The sequence below is a fragment of the Flavobacterium sp. genome, from assembly GCF_031423415.1.
Taxonomy (GTDB): Bacteria; Bacteroidota; Bacteroidia; order Flavobacteriales; family Flavobacteriaceae; genus Flavobacterium.
On record NZ_JANPFL010000066.1, the window covers coordinates 1 to 16,315 of the forward strand.

Genomic DNA, 16,315 nt, shown 5'->3' on the forward strand with positions numbered 1-16,315 from the left:
AAACCTTCTTGAATGGAAGTTTCCAAACCTATGTTTTGTAATTCTTCCACCAAATAATCGGCGACTAGATTGTGATTTTCGGAACCCACAAAATGCGGTTTTTGGGAAATGTTCTTGACTTGTTCCAAAGCTCTTTTGGTCGAAAACTCTGCAAGCGGAGCATTGTCATCGGATGTCCACAGAGGCATCATTGTGGCGAAAAGTAATCCAAGAATACCAACGATAAATATCAGGGAAATTAAGGAGGAATAATTTTTTTTCATAATGGTAGAATTGGGTTCTAAAATTCTTTTTTAACAAGCATATAAAAGTCGCTTTCTAATACACGATACCCTTGATCGTAAACAAAATAATAGGTGTTTCCAGTATTAGTGTTCAAAATATTGGTAAAAAATTCAAAATCGAATCCTTTGCTTAATAGTTTTGATTTGGTAGTTTTTCCTTTTCCATCGACATTCAATGCCGAAAGAATGCGGTAATTTTTGCGCAATTTGTTGTTGACGTTGCGCATAAAATTGGTGCTGTCTTTGTTTATTTTGTTGTTGTAGGCGTTGCGGCAACCGTCGCTGCAAAACTTTTTATCTTCGCGACCTACAATTTTGTCTCCACATTCTAGGCAGGTTTTATCCATAGTTTTTCGTTTTTATTAAAATTGACCTTTATGCAATAAAGCTTGTTCAATATGTGCCAAATGATGGTTGCAATGCCAAGCATACACGCCAATGGTTTCTTCTAAACTTGATATTTTAAGGTTGGCTGGATGAAAAAATTGTCGTTTTAATTCTGTTGAACTAAGGCTTTTCAAAAGCAAAACCCATCGCGCGTGAATACCTTCGATGATTTGGATGGAGGAAGAAATATCGTCTGAATTGCCATCGGCAAGTTCCGCCCAGAGTTGTTCTTCATAAGGTTTTATGGTGGGAACATCTTCGGTTAATGCCAGTTTGAATCGGATTAAACTGTTTATATGACTGTCGGCGCAATGATGCACGACTTGTTTGATGTTCCATCCTTTTGGTCTGTAAATCCAATTCAATTCTTCGACAGAAAGTTTTTCGGTCAGAGATTTTATTTTGGATGGAAATGCTTCAATTGTGGCGATCCAATTTTCTAAATCATTTTTGGATACATCATCTACTTTTGGACATTTTCCTATCGGGAATTTTAGCTTTTCTAGGGTTAGATTATTTTTCATTACGCTTTATTTACTCGTTTAATTTCATATAAATCGGTTCGTCGGTCTTTTAGGATTCGGACACTTCCGTGTTCGTGCAGTTCTTTTAATAAATCTAAATCGACATCTACAATTAAGGTCATTTCTGTATTTGCAGTTGCTTCTGCCTTTATTCCGGTACTTGGAAAAGCAAAATCCGATGGCGTAAACACAGCGGTTTGCGCATACTGAATGTCCATATTATTTACCTTTGGAAGATTGCCCACACATCCTGCAATGGCAACATAACATTCGTTTTCTATAGCACGAGCTTGCGAACAGTGTCGTACTCGGGTGTAACCGCTTTGGGTATCGGTCAAAAAAGGCACAAATAAAATCTTCATTTGCTCGTCTGCCAGGAGTCGTGATAGTTCTGGGAATTCAACATCATAGCAAATCATAATACCTATTTTCCCGCAATCAGTGTCGAAAGTTTTAATTTCCGAACCTCCTTCCATTCCCCAATGCAAGACTTCATTAGGAGTGATGTGAATTTTATAATACATCTCGGATGTTCCGTCTCTTTTGCAGAGAAATCCAACATTGTACAAGGAGCCATTTTCCATATAAGGCATACTCCCAGAAATGATATTAATGTTATATGAAATGGCAAATTCTTGAAATTTTTTGCGAATTGGGTCAGCATATTTAGCCAGTTCTCTGATGGCTTCGGATTCCGATAAATGATTGTAATCTGCCATTAATGGGGCAATGAATAATTCGGGAAATACGGCAAAATCACTTTTGTAACCTGAAACGGCATCAATAAAAAACTCGGCTTGTTCGAACAAAGCCTCTAAGTTGGACAAGGAGCGCATTTGCCATTGGATTAATCCAAGTCGGATAACACTTTTTTGGGTGTTTATTAATTGCGGACTTTCATCATAATAAATGTTGTTCCATTCCAATAAAACGGCAAACTCTTTCGAATCTATATCGCCTTCAAGATAGTTTTTCATAATCCGCATCACGTGAAAATCATTACTCAACTGAAAGGAAAGCACTGGATCGTGCAATTCTTTTCGTTTTACTTTATCGATGTATTTTTTGGGAGTTAGTTTTTTGGAGTGTTCGTTGTAGTTTGGAATTCTGCCCGCAAATACGATGGATTTTAGATTGAGTTGTTCGCACAATTCTTTTCGGGCATCATACAATCGTCTTCCTAGGCGCAAACCTCTATACTCCGGATGAATAAATACATCAATTCCATATAAAATTTCGCCTTCTGAATTGTGAGTCGAGAATGTATAGTTACCTGTTATTTTGGCATAATTGGGATTTTTATTCACCAAAACTTCGTCAAGAATTAAAGACAAAGCGGCACCAACCACTTTTCCGTCTGCCAAAACCACAAGTTGCCCTTCGGGGAAAAGCTCCAGTAAAATTTCAATGTCTTTCACTTCCCAATGCGAATTTCCCATCTCGGGATATGCCATTTTCATTGATTTTTTTAGCTCCTTGTAGTCTTCAATTTGCAAATTTCGCAGTACTACTTTCTTTATTTTTGTTTGCATAACTTTTTGATATTCAACAAATATAGCAAATATATTTCCATTTACAAACGGTTACAAATAGTTACAACCGAAAGTAAATAGTTATCAACCGAATAAAGTTTTTGAGCTGTCACATCTTTGCACTGTTGATTTGAACGAGTCATTCAACATAACTTATATAAACAATTTAAATTTTACACGCCATGAATGCAATGAAAAACACAGTACAGTTAATCGGAAACGTAGGTAACGACCCAGAAATCAAATCTTTTGATGGAGGAAAAAAAGTAGCCAATATAACCATCGCCACAAACGATAGTTATAAAAATGACAAAGGAGAAAAAGTTGAACAAACAGAATGGCACAAAGTTGTGGCCTGGGGAAGAACCGCAGACATTATTGAAAAATATGTAACAAAAGGGCTTCAAATCGCAGTTGAGGGAAAATTAACTCATAGAAGTTACGACGATAAAAATGGAGAAAAACGCTATATTACCGAAGTAGTTGCTAATGAAGTCTTGCTTTTGGGAAAATAAGCAGCTATCGTTTATAGTATAACAAATAAAATGCCCTCTCAATCGGAGGGCATTTGTATTTTTAATTAGGACACTTTTTTCTTTAAATCAAACATTGGGCAATTATCACAACGTTTCTTTTCGCCTTTTTTGTATTTATCACAACATCTAGACTTGCATTTTTCTGCGTTCTTGATTTTGTCAAGAGTGTCTTTTTTCTTTTTCTTCTTTTTTTCTTTTTCCTTCTCTTTAGTGCTCATTTTGTAAATGAATTAAAACCAATACAAAGATATGTTATTTTTATTTATTCTAAATAACTTTTAGGGGTTTATAAAATTAATGCCTCAATGAAATTTGAATTCTTTGAGGCATTAATCATTCTTGTAAAAGTTGGAATTATTTTGGAGCAGTAGTACCGGCAGCAACTGCAATTAATTGGATATCTCTATCGAATAAATAGAGTCCACCTTTGTCATCTCCAATCAAATTGATTTTGTCTAAAATGGTTTTGGCAGTCGCTTCTTCTTCAATTTGTTCGGCAACATACCATTGCAAGAAGTTATGTGTGGCATAATCCTTTTCTTCAAAAGTGATGTGAACCAATTCATTAATTGAATTTGAAACAAAAAGTTCGTGGTGGTATAATGCTTCAAACATTCCTTTAAAAGTTTCGTAAGATGTATTCGGGGCGTTTAAATCTGTAATTTGTGCGTGACCTCCGCGTTCGTTCACATATTTTATTAATTTGAGCATATGCAGGCGTTCTTCGTCTGATTGTGCATACATAAACTTTGCGATACCCTCGAGTCCGTTAACTTCAGCCCAGCAAGCCATAGACAAATAGATTTGTGAAGACTCGGCCTCAATGCGAATTTGTTTGTTTAAAGCGATTTCTATGTTTTTTGATAGCATAATAATAGAGTTTTAAGCAAATTTAAATAAAATAATTCAAAGCAGATACAAGCTATTAGAAAATTTAAATTATTGTAATTTTTCATATTATTTGTTTCATTTTCAGGTACAGAAGTTTTCATCACTGATTTGTTTGATTTGCGGCTGTTCAATTTTTCTACCACAAAAACTGAATACTAGGTGCTGATTACTGAACACTCCTTATCCGTTCATCAATTCCTGAAAGCAATCTACAAATTGCCCCACATGATAACCATCCATTAATCCGTGATGCGCATGAATAGACATTGACATCGTTCTTTTTCCATCACTGTCAATCATCATTTTTCCAAAAGATACTTTCGGGCAACTATCCGGAAAAGTAGAACTTCTGGCGTGAGAGAGTGAAGTGAAATTGACCCACGGAATAGCCGAAAAATGGATTACGTTTATTTCTTTAAATTCTCTTGTAAAAAGTCCGGGTGTGTGTTTTATTCTGTCGATTTCCTGGAATGTATTGGTAGCAAAAACATCAAAATCATTGGAGTATTCAATTAACGAAAATCCAAAAGTCTTGTCTTCACGCAGTATCGTAGCCGATACATCTATTGTGTCATAAATATAAATAGCGTCTTCAATTATCCTATACCGAAAAGATTCAATCGCATTAACGGCGGTAATAGTTTTGTGCAAATAAAACACAAAAAATGAAGTTCCCAATTGTTTTGCGGTTTCGTATCCTTTTGTGCAATCTATAGTTGTTGTAATCCCGAAAAATGGTTCTTCCATCTGTTTAAAGAATAAGAAGTGTTCTTTTCGGTTCCAATTTTCTATGTCTAATAGTGCTTTCACTTTTTTACTAATTATTTATTTTTCAAAAGTAAATCAATTCTTTTAATTTTTGTTCACTTGCTTTTTATGTCTATTCAAATTTTCTCGTGTCACAATATAAAAAAGCCCTAAAGGAAATTTCCTTTAGGGCTTTTTCTGGGGCAAAAAGAGCGATTTATTTAACTCTAAAAGTAACTCGTCTTACTAATTTTCTAGCATTTTCTGAATCAATATCTACTGATGTGTCTTCGCCAGCAGCAATAATATTCAATCTAGATGCCTCAATATTAGCTTTCACTAAAGTATTTTTCACATTGTCAGCTCTTGCATTAGACAATTTGTCGTTGTAGGCAGATCTTCCTATTTCGTCTGCGTGACCAACAATATCAATTGAAGCTGTTGGATTGTTTCTTAAGTAAGTCAACATAAAATCTATACCTTCAGTTGAAACATTCGTTGGTTTAGACTTATCGAAGTCAAAATATACAGCCACATAACCACCATTGATTAAACTTCTAATCAATTCGTTATTTGATAAAAGTGGAGAATTGGTAGTACTAGTATTAGCGGCATAATTTTTCAAGACATAAGCTTCTGTTTCGTCTGGGACACCATTATTGTTTTTGTCAAGAGAGCGTCCTTTAGTGTCAACCATTGAACCGGCAGGAGTGTTTTCTTCCTCATCTAAATAATCTGCAACACCATCTTTATCGGTATCTTGCATTTTGCTTTCAATAGCCATAAATCTTGCGTCAATCGCATCAAATCTATCTTCATTGTCCACTGTCCAGTCAGCATGTTTGACGTTGCTGCCCAAGTAAACAGTTATACCTGCAGTTCCTGTAAAAAGACTTCCGTTGAATCCTAAGATGCTAGCCTTACTTTCACCATCAAATGCGACATTTTGTTTTGCATTGGTAATAGTTGTGAAATCTCCTGTTAGGGCAATTCTATCAGTAAGTTTGATTTGACCGGTTACACCTACCATGAAATTTCCCATTCTGTCTTTTAAATAAGTAGGATCTTTTCTTTCTAAGAATGATAGACCAAAACCAGCATGACCTAACAAACCAAAGGTTTTTGTCCAAGTTTCAAAACTCATAATTCTCCCTAAATTAACCACACCTTGTAAATCTGCTCTGTAATATTTAGTATCAAAAGGCATAGATCCTTCTTCTTCGGTAAAACTGTTAAAGCCAAAATCTCCTTTTAAACCAAATTTGTTGTTGAACATGTATCGAATACCCAAATCGACGGTGTATGGACTAACTACGGTTGTGTAATAACCAGTAGTCATAGGTCGTTGAGGTTTATTAAAACCACCAGATATTTCAACTGACCATTGATTAAAACCAGTAGGTTTGGTTTCAATCTTTTCATTTTGCGCGCTTAATGTATTTATAGCGAATGCAAAAACTAATGTAAGTAATACTTTTTTCATAATTTCATAATTTTAAATTCTCGACAAAACTACATTGTGTTGTTCGATATATAATTTAAATCAGTTAATTATGAAAGGATTAGCTTTAATTCTATAAGTTATGGGTAAATATGTGGTTTAAGCCATTGAAAATGATAGGCTTGATAATTGATAAACAATGAAACATACTTGTTATTGCAATTTTAATAAAACATCGGTCATCTTTTCGAAGGTGTAGAAGTTTTTGTGTTCCACTTTATAATCGATTCTTTCGTGAGCCCAAGTGGTGTGAAACGGAATATGAACAGCGTATCCGCCAAGAGCCAAAACCGGTAAAACATCAGATTTTAAGGAGTTACCAATCATAAAAAATTCTTCGGGCTGTATCTCCAAACGTTTCAATAAATCCGAATAATCTTTTTCCTGTTTGTCGGCCATTACTTCAATATGGTGAAAATAATGTCCTAACCCGGAATTGTGCAATTTTCTGCGTTGGTCCAATAAATCGCCTTTGGTGGCAACAACTAATTTGTATTTTCCGTGCAAAGCTTGTAAGGTTTCTTCAACACCATCTAATAATTCAATAGGTTTTTCTAGTAGTTCTTTTCCGTAATTTATTATTTTCTCAACGACTTCAACAGGAATTGTATTATTCGAAATTTTCATCGCAGCTTCAATCATCGACAGCGTGTAAGCTTTGATTCCGTAACCGTAGATTTTTAAATTGTCAATCTCAACCTTAAAAAGTTCCTGCGAAATCCCTTGATGCGACAAATAGTCGCTCATCAAACCACAGAATTTTTGTTCTGTTTCTTGAAAATAGGGTTCGTTTACAAATAAGGTGTCGTCAGCGTCGAAGGCAATTACTTTTAGGTTCATTTTATTTGTTTTTACCGCAAATTCGCAAATTATTCCTTTTTTATGTTGAATTAAAATTTGCAAATTTGCGGTTGAATTTAATTTATCGTCTCCCCATTCCCAACGTCATCCGCATCAGGATTTACAAAAACCAGTTTTCCTGCGGCATTGTTGGTCATCAAAATCATTCCTTGACTTTCAACGCCCCGAAGGTTTCTTGGAGCCAAGTTCACCAAAACAGTTACGCGTTTACCAATGATTTCTTCTGGCGAAAAACTCTCGGCAATTCCTGAAACTATCGTGCGAACGTCAATTCCAGTGTCGATTTTTAAGATTAAAAGCTTGTTAGCCTTTGGCATTTTCTCGGCTTCCAAAATCGTTCCCACACGTAAGTCCATTTTGGCAAAATCGTCAAACTGAATTAATTCTTTTTGTGGCATTGCGAGGAACGACTCGTCCGCCGAGGCGGAAGCAATCTCATCCTTGTTGGCGGTTTTTGTAGCTTCCAATTTGTCTATTTGTTTTTGGATTTCTTCGTCTTCAATTTTGGCAAAAAGCAATTCTCCCGAAAATTCGGGACCCCCAATTTGGTGTCCGGCAGGAATTAAATCAGAATTGTCAGCAACTGTTTTCCAATCTATTTTTTCTTCAATTTTCAGTATTCTGGATAATTTCGTAGCGGTAAACGGCAAGAAAGGCTCACAAAGTGAACTTAAAGCCGCTGCAATTTGTAATGCCACATACATTTGGGTTTGCACACGAGCTGGATCGGTTTTTATCATTTTCCAAGGTTCTTCGTCGGCAAGATATTTATTCCCCAATCGGGCAACATTCATCAATTCGCTCAAAGCTTCACGGAATCTGTAACGCTCAATCGAACTCGAAATCACGGCTGGATAAGCTTTTAATTCGGACAAAGTAGCTTCATCCACTTCTGAAAATTCATTTGGTGTTGGTACAATTCCTTCGTAATATTTATTGGTTAAAACCACCACACGATTGATGAAGTTTCCAAAAATCGCTACCAATTCATTATTATTTCTCGCCTGAAAATCTTTCCAAGTAAAATCGTTATCCTTAGTTTCAGGCGCATTAGATGTCAACGCATACCGCAAAACGTCTTGCTGATTTGGAAATTCTTCCAAATATTCGTGCAACCAAACCGCCCAGTTTTTAGAAGTCGATAATTTATTTCCTTCCAAATTCAAGAACTCATTGGCTGGAACATTATCTGGTAAAATATAACTTCCTTCAGCTTTCAACATTGCAGGAAAAATAATGCAATGGAAAACAATATTATCTTTCCCTATGAAGTGAACCAATTTCGTATCTTGATCTTTCCAATACGGTTCCCAATCTTTTCCTTCTCTAGCAGCCCATTCTTTCGAAGAAGAAATGTAGCCAATCGGTGCGTCAAACCAAACGTATAATTTTTTTCCTTCGGCACCTTCAACGGGAACATCAATCCCCCAATCAAGATCACGCGTTACCGCACGAGGTTCCAATCCACCGTCGATCCAGGATTTTACCTGTCCGTAAACATTGGGTTTCCAGTCGTTTTTATGTCCAACAAGTATCCATTCTTTCAAGAAATCTTCATAACGATCCAAAGGCAAAAACCAGTGTTTCGTCGATTTCATAATTGGCGTTTCTCCCGTAATGGTCGATTTTGGATTAATCAAATCTGTAGCATTTAATGTAGAACCACAATTTTCGCATTGGTCGCCATAGGCTTCTTCGTTACCACAACGTGGGCAAGTTCCAACAACAAAACGGTCTGCCAAGAATTGGTCTGCTTTCGCATCATACAATTGCTCGGTTACTTCTTCGATAAAATCACCTTTGTCATACAAGGTTCTAAAAAATTCCGAAGCCGTATCGTGATGAATCTTGGCCGAAGTTCTTGAATAATTATCAAACGAAATTCCAAAATCTGAGAACGATTTTCGGATAATTCCATCATATTTATCAATTATTTCCTGAGGTGTAACCCCTTCTTTTTTAGCTTTCATCGAAATTGCCACGCCGTGTTCATCGCTTCCGCAAACAAACAAAACGTCTCTTCCTTGCAATCTTAAATATCTGGAATAAATATCCGAAGGCACGTAAACACCCGCTAAATGGCCAATATGTATGGGTCCGTTTGTATAAGGCAACGCCGCCGTAATGGTATATCTTTTTGGATTCTGTAACATAATTCAATTTGATTTGTTGCAAAAATAAGATTTTTTATGGTAGGGACAAGTCGTGACTTGTTTGTACTAGCGTAAAGATTTTTTAAGAAGCTCATTTGATAATCCAAGCCATCAAAATAATAATGTAAATAGTATCAATAATTATGTAACATTCTTTGAGACCTACACAGCTAATTTTGTCCATATTAATTTAAAAAAATAATAGTATGAAAACGAAAAGCTTATTAGTTGCCTTAGTATTGAGTATCGGATTACTTACAGTTTCTTGCAGTAGCACTGATAATGCTGGGGACACAATAGCTCCTATAGTAGGCAAATGGGGTATTGTCAAAATCGGTACAAATAATAATGGTGTAGAAACATTAATAGACGCACCACAAAATCAAAGTGGCTGTGACCACGATTTTATCAATCTAAAAATTGACAACACATTAACTTCAGGAGATTATAGTTCTACCCTAAGCCCTTGTGCATTGTCAACTATTTCAGGAACTTATTCCAAATCAGGTAGTCAATTAACAACGGTAATAAACGGTGCAACTACAACTTATGATATAGTTAATCTTACGCTTTCTGAATTAAAATTGAAACAGGCCAATGGTGCTGTTTCAGTATATATTAGATAATTCATTTGCTGTAGCGATAGATTATAAATCATAGTAAGATGTAGTATATAACGGAAATAACTTTTACAGTTGTTTCCGTTTTTCTTGAAGCTATTCCAGCTATACGTTGCAATCTTATGTGCCGAACACCGGCACAAAAGGATTTCCACTTCTATCTGGGCTAGGAAATCTTGCAAATCAACAACTACTTTTTCACAAACTGAATTTGTTTTGTTCCTTCATTTGTAAATAGCGTCATAAAATAAATTCCTTCCGAAAAAGCACTCACATCCCAAGAAGTAGCCGAAGTAGTTTCTTTTACTTTTTGTCCTAAGGAATTGTAAAACAAAGTTTTTTCAACGGTAATTCCGGCAGGCAATTGAAGTGTTATCTTATTTTTTGAAGGGTTTGGATATAAAGAAATGCTTTCTAATTTAGGATTATTGGTAGATAAGCTAACCACAGAATTTTTAGAAATTAAATCTTTATTCGGGTCAAATACCGCGCTTGTAACCACAAAAGGAACATTTTTTATAAAAGTTTCGCCATTGGAAATAGTGTTTACAACCAAATCCATTTGTTCTCCACCCGCACCAAAAACGCGAATAGGAACTGGCATTTCAAAAAAACTGACCGAAGGATCGGATTGTGTTTGATTGACTCCGATAGAAACCGTTCCATTATAATTATTTTGAAAAGCTATAGCATAAGTAGGATAACCTTGATTATAGATCCAATCGTTAAAAAATTCGTTTAAACTACTGCCATAAACTGCTTCGAGATGAGTTTTCAAATCCGAGGTAACAGCATATTTGTAAGCCAAATTGGTATCGGATAGATAATTTTTTAAAGCTTGAAAAAACAGCGTGTCACCCATTTTAAATCGTAACATATTCAAAACCATTGCGCCTTTATAATAAGTTAGTCTTCCATCAAAAATTCTGTTAACATTAGTTGCTTCGGCATCGTTTAGATAAACCGCTCCATTTGAAATCGAAGTAATCGAGTTAATCATATTGGTTTTATCGGCAATGAAAGCCGCTTGCCCGTCAAAATTTTCGATAACCATTGAGGCTAAATAGGTGGCAAATCCTTCGTTGAGCCAAATATCTTTCCAAGTACCACAAGTTATTTTATCGCCAAACCACTGATGTGCCATTTCGTGAGCAATCAATCTGCGACTAAAATTAACCATAAACGAGACCGTCGTATGCTCCATTCCGCCACCCCAACCAAACTGGGCATGACCGTATTTTTCGTTATGAAATGGATAGATTTCGAATAAATTTTCGTAAAAGTTCAATATCAAAGGTGTTTGCTCCAATTGATTTTGAACTGTTGGAGTTAGATTTTCGGGATAAATGTAATTGACAATAGGGTATTGATTTGGAGTTGTTCCACCTGTTTGACTGTACACAGCATAATCAGTTACCGCTGCGCAAATTAAATAAGCAGGAATGGGATAATTATGACGAAAATGAGTTGTTTTATTCAGTCCATTAATAACGGGCGCCTCGGGTTCTACACCGTTCGAAACACTAGTATATTGACTTGGAGTAGTAATATACACATCAATACTGTTTACTTTATCGTTCAAATCTTGCTTGCAAGGCCACCAATTCATTGCTCCGAAAGGTTCTGACAATGTCCAAATAATGGGCGAAGTCCCGTGAATATCTTGTATAAATGATCCAAATCCCGAAGTGGAAGGTATGCCAGAATAGGAAATTTCTACCGTTTCCGAAGTTCCTTTTGGTTGAGTTGTGGGTAAAGTAATTTGCAATTCGGTTGCTGTTTGTGTAAAAACTAAGTTATCAACCCCTTTTTTCACAGAACTTACTGTTAATGTGTTGGTTAAATCGAAATTTAGGCTCGTCATATTCGAAAGTGCAATATAAGTAGTCGTTACTTTTCCGGATATAAAATAGATTGCTGGATCGATATTCCATTCTAATTTATGATAGGTAATGTCATAATTTGCCGTATTAGGATTGGTTTTTACCGACATAAGTTTTGAAGCCGAATTAGCTTCAGAAGCTCTCATTTTTTCAAATAAAACAAGATTGTCTTGTGAAAAAATAAAAGATTTAAACAACAAAAAACCGAAGAGAAATGTTTTTTTCATTGACTGAAATATTTATGGTAAAAATAAGTAATCTATTAGAAATGCAATCTATAATAGCAGAAAAAGCGCAAACACAATTGAACAATGCGCTATAAATCGTTCTTAACTTTTTGATTCCCCCTTTTTATAAAAACATTTCCTTAAATTTGCTACCGTTATAATTAAAGTTAGCGTTTAAAAGATAAGGATATGTTACAAATTGCATTTATTAGAGAGAATCAGGAAAAAGTAATCACCGCTTTGGCAAAAAGAAATATGGATGCCACAAGCGTTGTTGAAGAAGCAGTACAACTGGATGAACGCCGTCGCGCCGTACAAGTGGAATTGGACGGAATTTTATCAGAATCTAATAAATTATCGGCAGCCATTGGCGAATTGATGAAAGCTGGCGAAAAATCAAAAGCCGCAATCCTGAAAGAAAAAACGGTTTTATTGAAAGAAAAAAGCAAAGCGTTGGCAGAAACTGCCGATCAATTAGCGGCCGATTTGCTGGAAAAACTATACACTTTACCCAATCTTCCCGCAGCTATTGTTCCAGAAGGAAAGACTCCAGAGGACAATTTGAACGTTTTTGAAGAAGGCGCAATTCCTGTTTTGCACGAAGGCGCGCAACCGCACTGGGAATTGGTCAAGAAATACGACATCATCGATTTTGAATTGGGAAACAAAATAACTGGCGCAGGATTTCCGGTTTACAAAGGAAAAGGAGCCAAGTTGCAACGTGCCTTAATCAATTATTTTTTAGATAAAAATACCGCTGCAGGTTACAACGAAGTTCAAGTACCGCATATGGTCAACGAAGCTTCGGCTTATGGAACGGGACAATTGCCAGACAAAGAAGGGCAAATGTACCACGACGCCACCGATAATTTATATCTGATTCCAACGGCAGAAGTTCCTGTGACGAATTTGTTTCGTGATGTCATTTTAAACGAAAACGAATTGCCCATTTTAACTACGGCTTACACACCTTGTTTCCGTCGTGAAGCCGGTTCTTATGGCGCTCACGTTCGTGGATTGAATCGTTTGCACCAGTTTGATAAAGTGGAAATTGTGCGAGTAGAACATCCTGATAAATCCTACGCAGCTTTGGAAGGAATGGTCGAACACGTAAAAAGCATTTTGCAGGAATTGAAATTACCATATAGAATTTTGCGTCTTTGTGGTGGCGATATGGGTTTTACTTCGGCTTTGACCTATGATTTCGAAGTATATTCTACGGCACAAGAACGTTGGTTAGAAATCAGTTCGGTTTCTAATTTCGAGACTTTTCAAGCGAATCGTTTGAAATTGCGTTTCAAAGACAAAGACGGCAAAAACCAATTGGCACACACCTTAAACGGAAGTTCATTGGCTTTGCCAAGAGTCTTGGCAGGAATTTTGGAAAATTACCAAACCGCAGAAGGCATTGTAATTCCTGAGGTTTTAAGAAGCTATTGTGGTTTTGATATTATTGATTAAAAATTTTACCATATAAGGTATTTAAGGTCATTTAAGTGTTTGTATAAATTAATGGTTTTGAAATGTTCATATCATAAAAAAGACTTATGAAATATTTAATCGTAATTTTTTTGGCTATTACAATTAATTCTTTTGCCCAAAATAATAGAACTCATTTGGGTGAAAAATATGCAATAGAAGAATTAAATGCGGTTTTAAAAGAAAAACCAGAAAATATTATTATCGACTACAATGAGTTAATAGTAAAAAACAGTAGTACAGCAATAAAAATTGCAGAAGCCATTCTTTTTGATGTTTTTGGGAAAGTAAATATTGAAGAACAAAGGCCTTACGAAAAATATTTAATAAAAAACTATTAGGTAATTTCAGGAACTTTGCCAAAGGGAAGTAAGGGAGGAACTTTTTTAATTATTATTGATGCTAAAAACGCTCAAGTTTTAAAAATAACCCACGGAAAATAACTGTCAGATTTAATTCCAATATTTTTTAGACTAATACTTATATGCCCTTAAATGCCTTATATGGTTAAATAATAATTCGAAATCAATGAAAAAACTTTTTCTACATATCGCCCTGTTTTTCTCCTTAGTTTGTTTTTCGCAAAACGAGCAATTGGCGCAGTATTATTTCGATAAAGGCGATTTTGAAAAAGCCAAAATCAGTTTTGAAGAATTATTAAAAGCAACGCCGTCCAACTCCCAATATTTTCAAAAAATGATAGATTGCTACCAGCAATTGCAGCAGTTTGATGTTGCCGAAAAAGCTATTCAAGCGCGATTGGATAAATACAAACAGGGTATTCTTTTGGTCGAATTGGGGTATAATTTCCAGTTGCAAAAGAACGAGGCTTCCGCAAAAAAGTACTACGATGAGTCTATCGACCGAATCAAGAAAAACCCAACAGAAGTGTACAGCATTTCGAATTCTTTCGAGAGAAAAGTTTTGTTGGAATACGCCTTGAAATCCTATCAAACGGCAATAATCATTGATCCAAAGTTAAATTTCAATTATCAAATGGCACAGCTGTACGGCCAATTGGGCAACTCTGAAATGATGATTACCACCTTTTTGGACGAAGCTTTTGCTAATCCTCAAAATTCAATTCAAATCCAAAATCAACTGGCTCGTTTTATGGTCGAAGAAGGCGATGAAAACTTCAACGAAATCTTGCGAAAATCATTAATTACTAGAGCCCAAAAGAATCAGGATGTTTTTTGGAATCAATATTTGAGCTGGTTTTATGTCCAGCAAAAAGAGTTTGGAAAAGCCTTCATTCAGGAAAAAGCAGTTTACAAGCGCAATCCCGAATCACTTTCGAGCATTATAAATTTAGGGCAACTCGCCATCGAGGAAGATGATTCTGAAGCTGCAAAAGAAATTTTGGGCTTTGTTTTGGAAAACACCAAAGATTTAAAATTGCTCATTCAAGCCACTTCTTATTTGATTGAAATGAAAATTGACAAGGCACAGCAAAAGGATTTTGCTGCCATCAACACGGAATTGTCCAATTTGTTGACCGAATATGGAATAAGTCCATTTACGCTATCTTTACAACTGATTCAGGCGCATTTTGTAACTTTTAATTTAAAAAAACCTGAGGAAGGAAAATCCATAATTATGAAAGCGCTCGAATTGCAATTGAGTGAATATGAAGCGGCTCAGGCCAAAATGGAGTTGGCTGATATTTTGCTTTTCGAAGAAAAATTCAATCAGGCATTACTTTATTATTCCCAAATTGAAGAGAATTTAAAAAATGATGTTATGGCGCACGAAGCAAGTTTGAAGGCAGCCAAAACCAGTTATTTTCAGGGAGATTTTGTATGGGCTTCGAAGCAATTTAAGGAATTGAAATCGGCAAGTACACAGCTAATTGCCAATGATGCTTTAGAATATTTCCTTTTAATCAGTGACAACACCGTTGCCGATTCGACACAAACGGCCTTGAAACAGTTTTCCAAAGGGGATTATCTGCTGTATCAAAATAGAAATCTGGAAGCAATTTCACAATTTCAGTCGATTTTAAAAAGCTTCAAAGGGCAAGACATTGAGGCAGTAACTTTGTTGCGTTTAGGGCAACTTTACGAAAAACAAGGCGAATATAACTTGGCTTTAAGCCAATATCAAAATATTATTGCACAACACAGCGAGGGAATTTATATTGACGAAGCGCTTTATTTTTCGGCAGAAATGTATAACAATAAGTTACAACAACCCGAAAAGGCAAAACCGCTTTACGAGAAAATAATTTTCAATCATCAGGACAGTATTTATTTTGTCGATGCTCGAAAAGAATACCGACTATTGCGAGGAGATAAGAATTTGTAATCGAAATGAGGATTTTAATCTAATACCCAGCGCCTAAAACCCAAGACCTTAATGATCATTTACAACGTTACCACAAACATACACGAAAGCGTTCATGAAAAATGGATGATTTGGATGCAGCACAAACATATTCCAGAAATGCTAGCCACAGGAAAATTCTCTTCGGCAAGAATGGTTCGAGTTTTAATCGAAGAAGAAATGGGTGGAACCACATATTCTGTTCAATACACAGCCGACAGCAAGGAAACTTTACAAAGATATTACTTGGAAAATGCACCGGCTCTACGTAACGAAGCACTTAAATTATTTGGAGATAAAATGCTTTCTTTTAGAACAGAATTGGAGTTGATAAGTGAGCATTAGTTTTAGTATTCAGTGTTCAT

17 protein-coding genes and 1 pseudogene are annotated in these 16,315 nt (G+C 35.8%); 7 read left to right on the forward strand and 11 right to left on the reverse strand.

Features of this window, described 5'->3' with window-relative positions:
* From RMO83_RS06970 to RMO83_RS06985, 4 genes and pseudogenes are all read right to left on the reverse strand, one after another.
* A pseudogene (locus RMO83_RS06970) lies at positions 1-263 on the reverse strand (peptidase M28); the annotation flags it as partial.
* A gap of 17 nt (positions 264-280) precedes the next feature.
* A complete protein-coding gene (locus RMO83_RS06975) occupies positions 281-631 on the reverse strand; it encodes a hypothetical protein (protein WP_310558955.1) in 351 nt (116 codons plus the stop codon).
* A gap of 15 nt (positions 632-646) precedes the next feature.
* Positions 647-1,195, reverse strand: coding sequence for a YfiT family bacillithiol transferase (locus RMO83_RS06980; protein WP_310558956.1), 549 nt, complete (start codon positions 1,193-1,195; stop codon positions 647-649).
* Positions 1,195-2,727, reverse strand: a complete 1,533-nt coding sequence (locus tag RMO83_RS06985; protein ID WP_310558957.1) for a bifunctional GNAT family N-acetyltransferase/carbon-nitrogen hydrolase family protein — start codon at positions 2,725-2,727, stop codon at positions 1,195-1,197. The genes RMO83_RS06980 and RMO83_RS06985 overlap by 1 nt, the downstream gene beginning before the upstream one ends.
* A 182-nt stretch (positions 2,728-2,909) precedes the next feature.
* On the opposite strand from RMO83_RS06985, the gene RMO83_RS06990 reads away from it, so the two are divergent.
* Positions 2,910-3,242, forward strand: a complete 333-nt coding sequence (locus RMO83_RS06990) for a single-stranded DNA-binding protein (protein WP_310558958.1) — start codon at positions 2,910-2,912, stop codon at positions 3,240-3,242.
* A gap of 65 nt (positions 3,243-3,307) precedes the next feature.
* Here RMO83_RS06990 and RMO83_RS06995 read toward each other — a convergent pair whose 3' ends face one another.
* The 6 genes from RMO83_RS06995 to metG all read right to left on the reverse strand — a co-directional run bounded on the left by RMO83_RS06995 (position 3,308) and on the right by metG (position 9,416).
* Positions 3,308-3,481: a hypothetical protein gene (locus RMO83_RS06995; protein WP_310558959.1), complete on the reverse strand. Its 174-nt coding sequence runs from the start codon at positions 3,479-3,481 to the stop codon at positions 3,308-3,310.
* A 136-nt stretch (positions 3,482-3,617) separates the two neighbouring features.
* Complete coding sequence (locus RMO83_RS07000; protein ID WP_310558960.1) at positions 3,618-4,133, reverse strand: ferritin; 516 nt, start codon at positions 4,131-4,133, stop codon at positions 3,618-3,620.
* A gap of 201 nt (positions 4,134-4,334) precedes the next feature.
* Complete coding sequence (locus tag RMO83_RS07005) at positions 4,335-4,964, reverse strand: chloramphenicol acetyltransferase (RefSeq protein ID WP_310558961.1); 630 nt, start codon at positions 4,962-4,964, stop codon at positions 4,335-4,337.
* A 154-nt stretch (positions 4,965-5,118) separates the two neighbouring features.
* Complete coding sequence (locus RMO83_RS07010) at positions 5,119-6,384, reverse strand: OmpA family protein (protein WP_310558962.1); 1,266 nt, start codon at positions 6,382-6,384, stop codon at positions 5,119-5,121.
* Between the two features lie 171 nt (positions 6,385-6,555).
* The gene (locus RMO83_RS07015) at positions 6,556-7,242 is read right to left on the reverse strand and encodes an HAD family hydrolase (RefSeq protein ID WP_310558963.1); all 687 of its coding nucleotides are present in this window, start codon (positions 7,240-7,242) and stop codon (positions 6,556-6,558) included.
* 77 nt (positions 7,243-7,319) lie between these two features.
* Positions 7,320-9,416, reverse strand: a complete 2,097-nt coding sequence (metG, locus tag RMO83_RS07020; protein WP_310558964.1) for a methionine--tRNA ligase — start codon at positions 9,414-9,416, stop codon at positions 7,320-7,322.
* 206 nt (positions 9,417-9,622) lie between these two features.
* Between metG and RMO83_RS07025 the strand changes: the two genes are divergently transcribed.
* Positions 9,623-10,042: a lipocalin family protein gene (locus tag RMO83_RS07025; protein ID WP_310558965.1), complete on the forward strand. Its 420-nt coding sequence runs from the start codon at positions 9,623-9,625 to the stop codon at positions 10,040-10,042.
* A gap of 184 nt (positions 10,043-10,226) precedes the next feature.
* Here RMO83_RS07025 and RMO83_RS07030 read toward each other — a convergent pair whose 3' ends face one another.
* A complete protein-coding gene (locus RMO83_RS07030) occupies positions 10,227-12,146 on the reverse strand; it encodes a M1 family aminopeptidase (RefSeq protein ID WP_310558966.1) in 1,920 nt (639 codons plus the stop codon).
* A 189-nt stretch (positions 12,147-12,335) separates the two neighbouring features.
* Between RMO83_RS07030 and serS the strand changes: the two genes are divergently transcribed.
* The 5 genes from serS to RMO83_RS07050 all read left to right on the forward strand — a co-directional run bounded on the left by serS (position 12,336) and on the right by RMO83_RS07050 (position 16,295).
* Positions 12,336-13,607: a serine--tRNA ligase gene (gene serS, locus RMO83_RS07035; protein ID WP_310558967.1), complete on the forward strand. Its 1,272-nt coding sequence runs from the start codon at positions 12,336-12,338 to the stop codon at positions 13,605-13,607.
* 86 nt (positions 13,608-13,693) lie between these two features.
* Entirely contained in the window at positions 13,694-13,966 is a 273-nt protein-coding gene (locus RMO83_RS07040; protein ID WP_310558968.1) for a hypothetical protein, read from the forward strand.
* Between the two features lie 3 nt (positions 13,967-13,969).
* Entirely contained in the window at positions 13,970-14,068 is a 99-nt protein-coding gene (locus RMO83_RS17000) for an NTF2 fold immunity protein (protein WP_409025003.1), read from the forward strand.
* An 85-nt stretch (positions 14,069-14,153) separates the two neighbouring features.
* A complete protein-coding gene (locus RMO83_RS07045; RefSeq protein WP_310558969.1) occupies positions 14,154-15,932 on the forward strand; it encodes a tetratricopeptide repeat protein in 1,779 nt (592 codons plus the stop codon).
* A gap of 51 nt (positions 15,933-15,983) precedes the next feature.
* Positions 15,984-16,295, forward strand: a complete 312-nt coding sequence (locus RMO83_RS07050) for a DUF4286 family protein (RefSeq protein WP_310558970.1) — start codon at positions 15,984-15,986, stop codon at positions 16,293-16,295.
* Positions 16,296-16,315 lie beyond the last annotated feature (20 nt).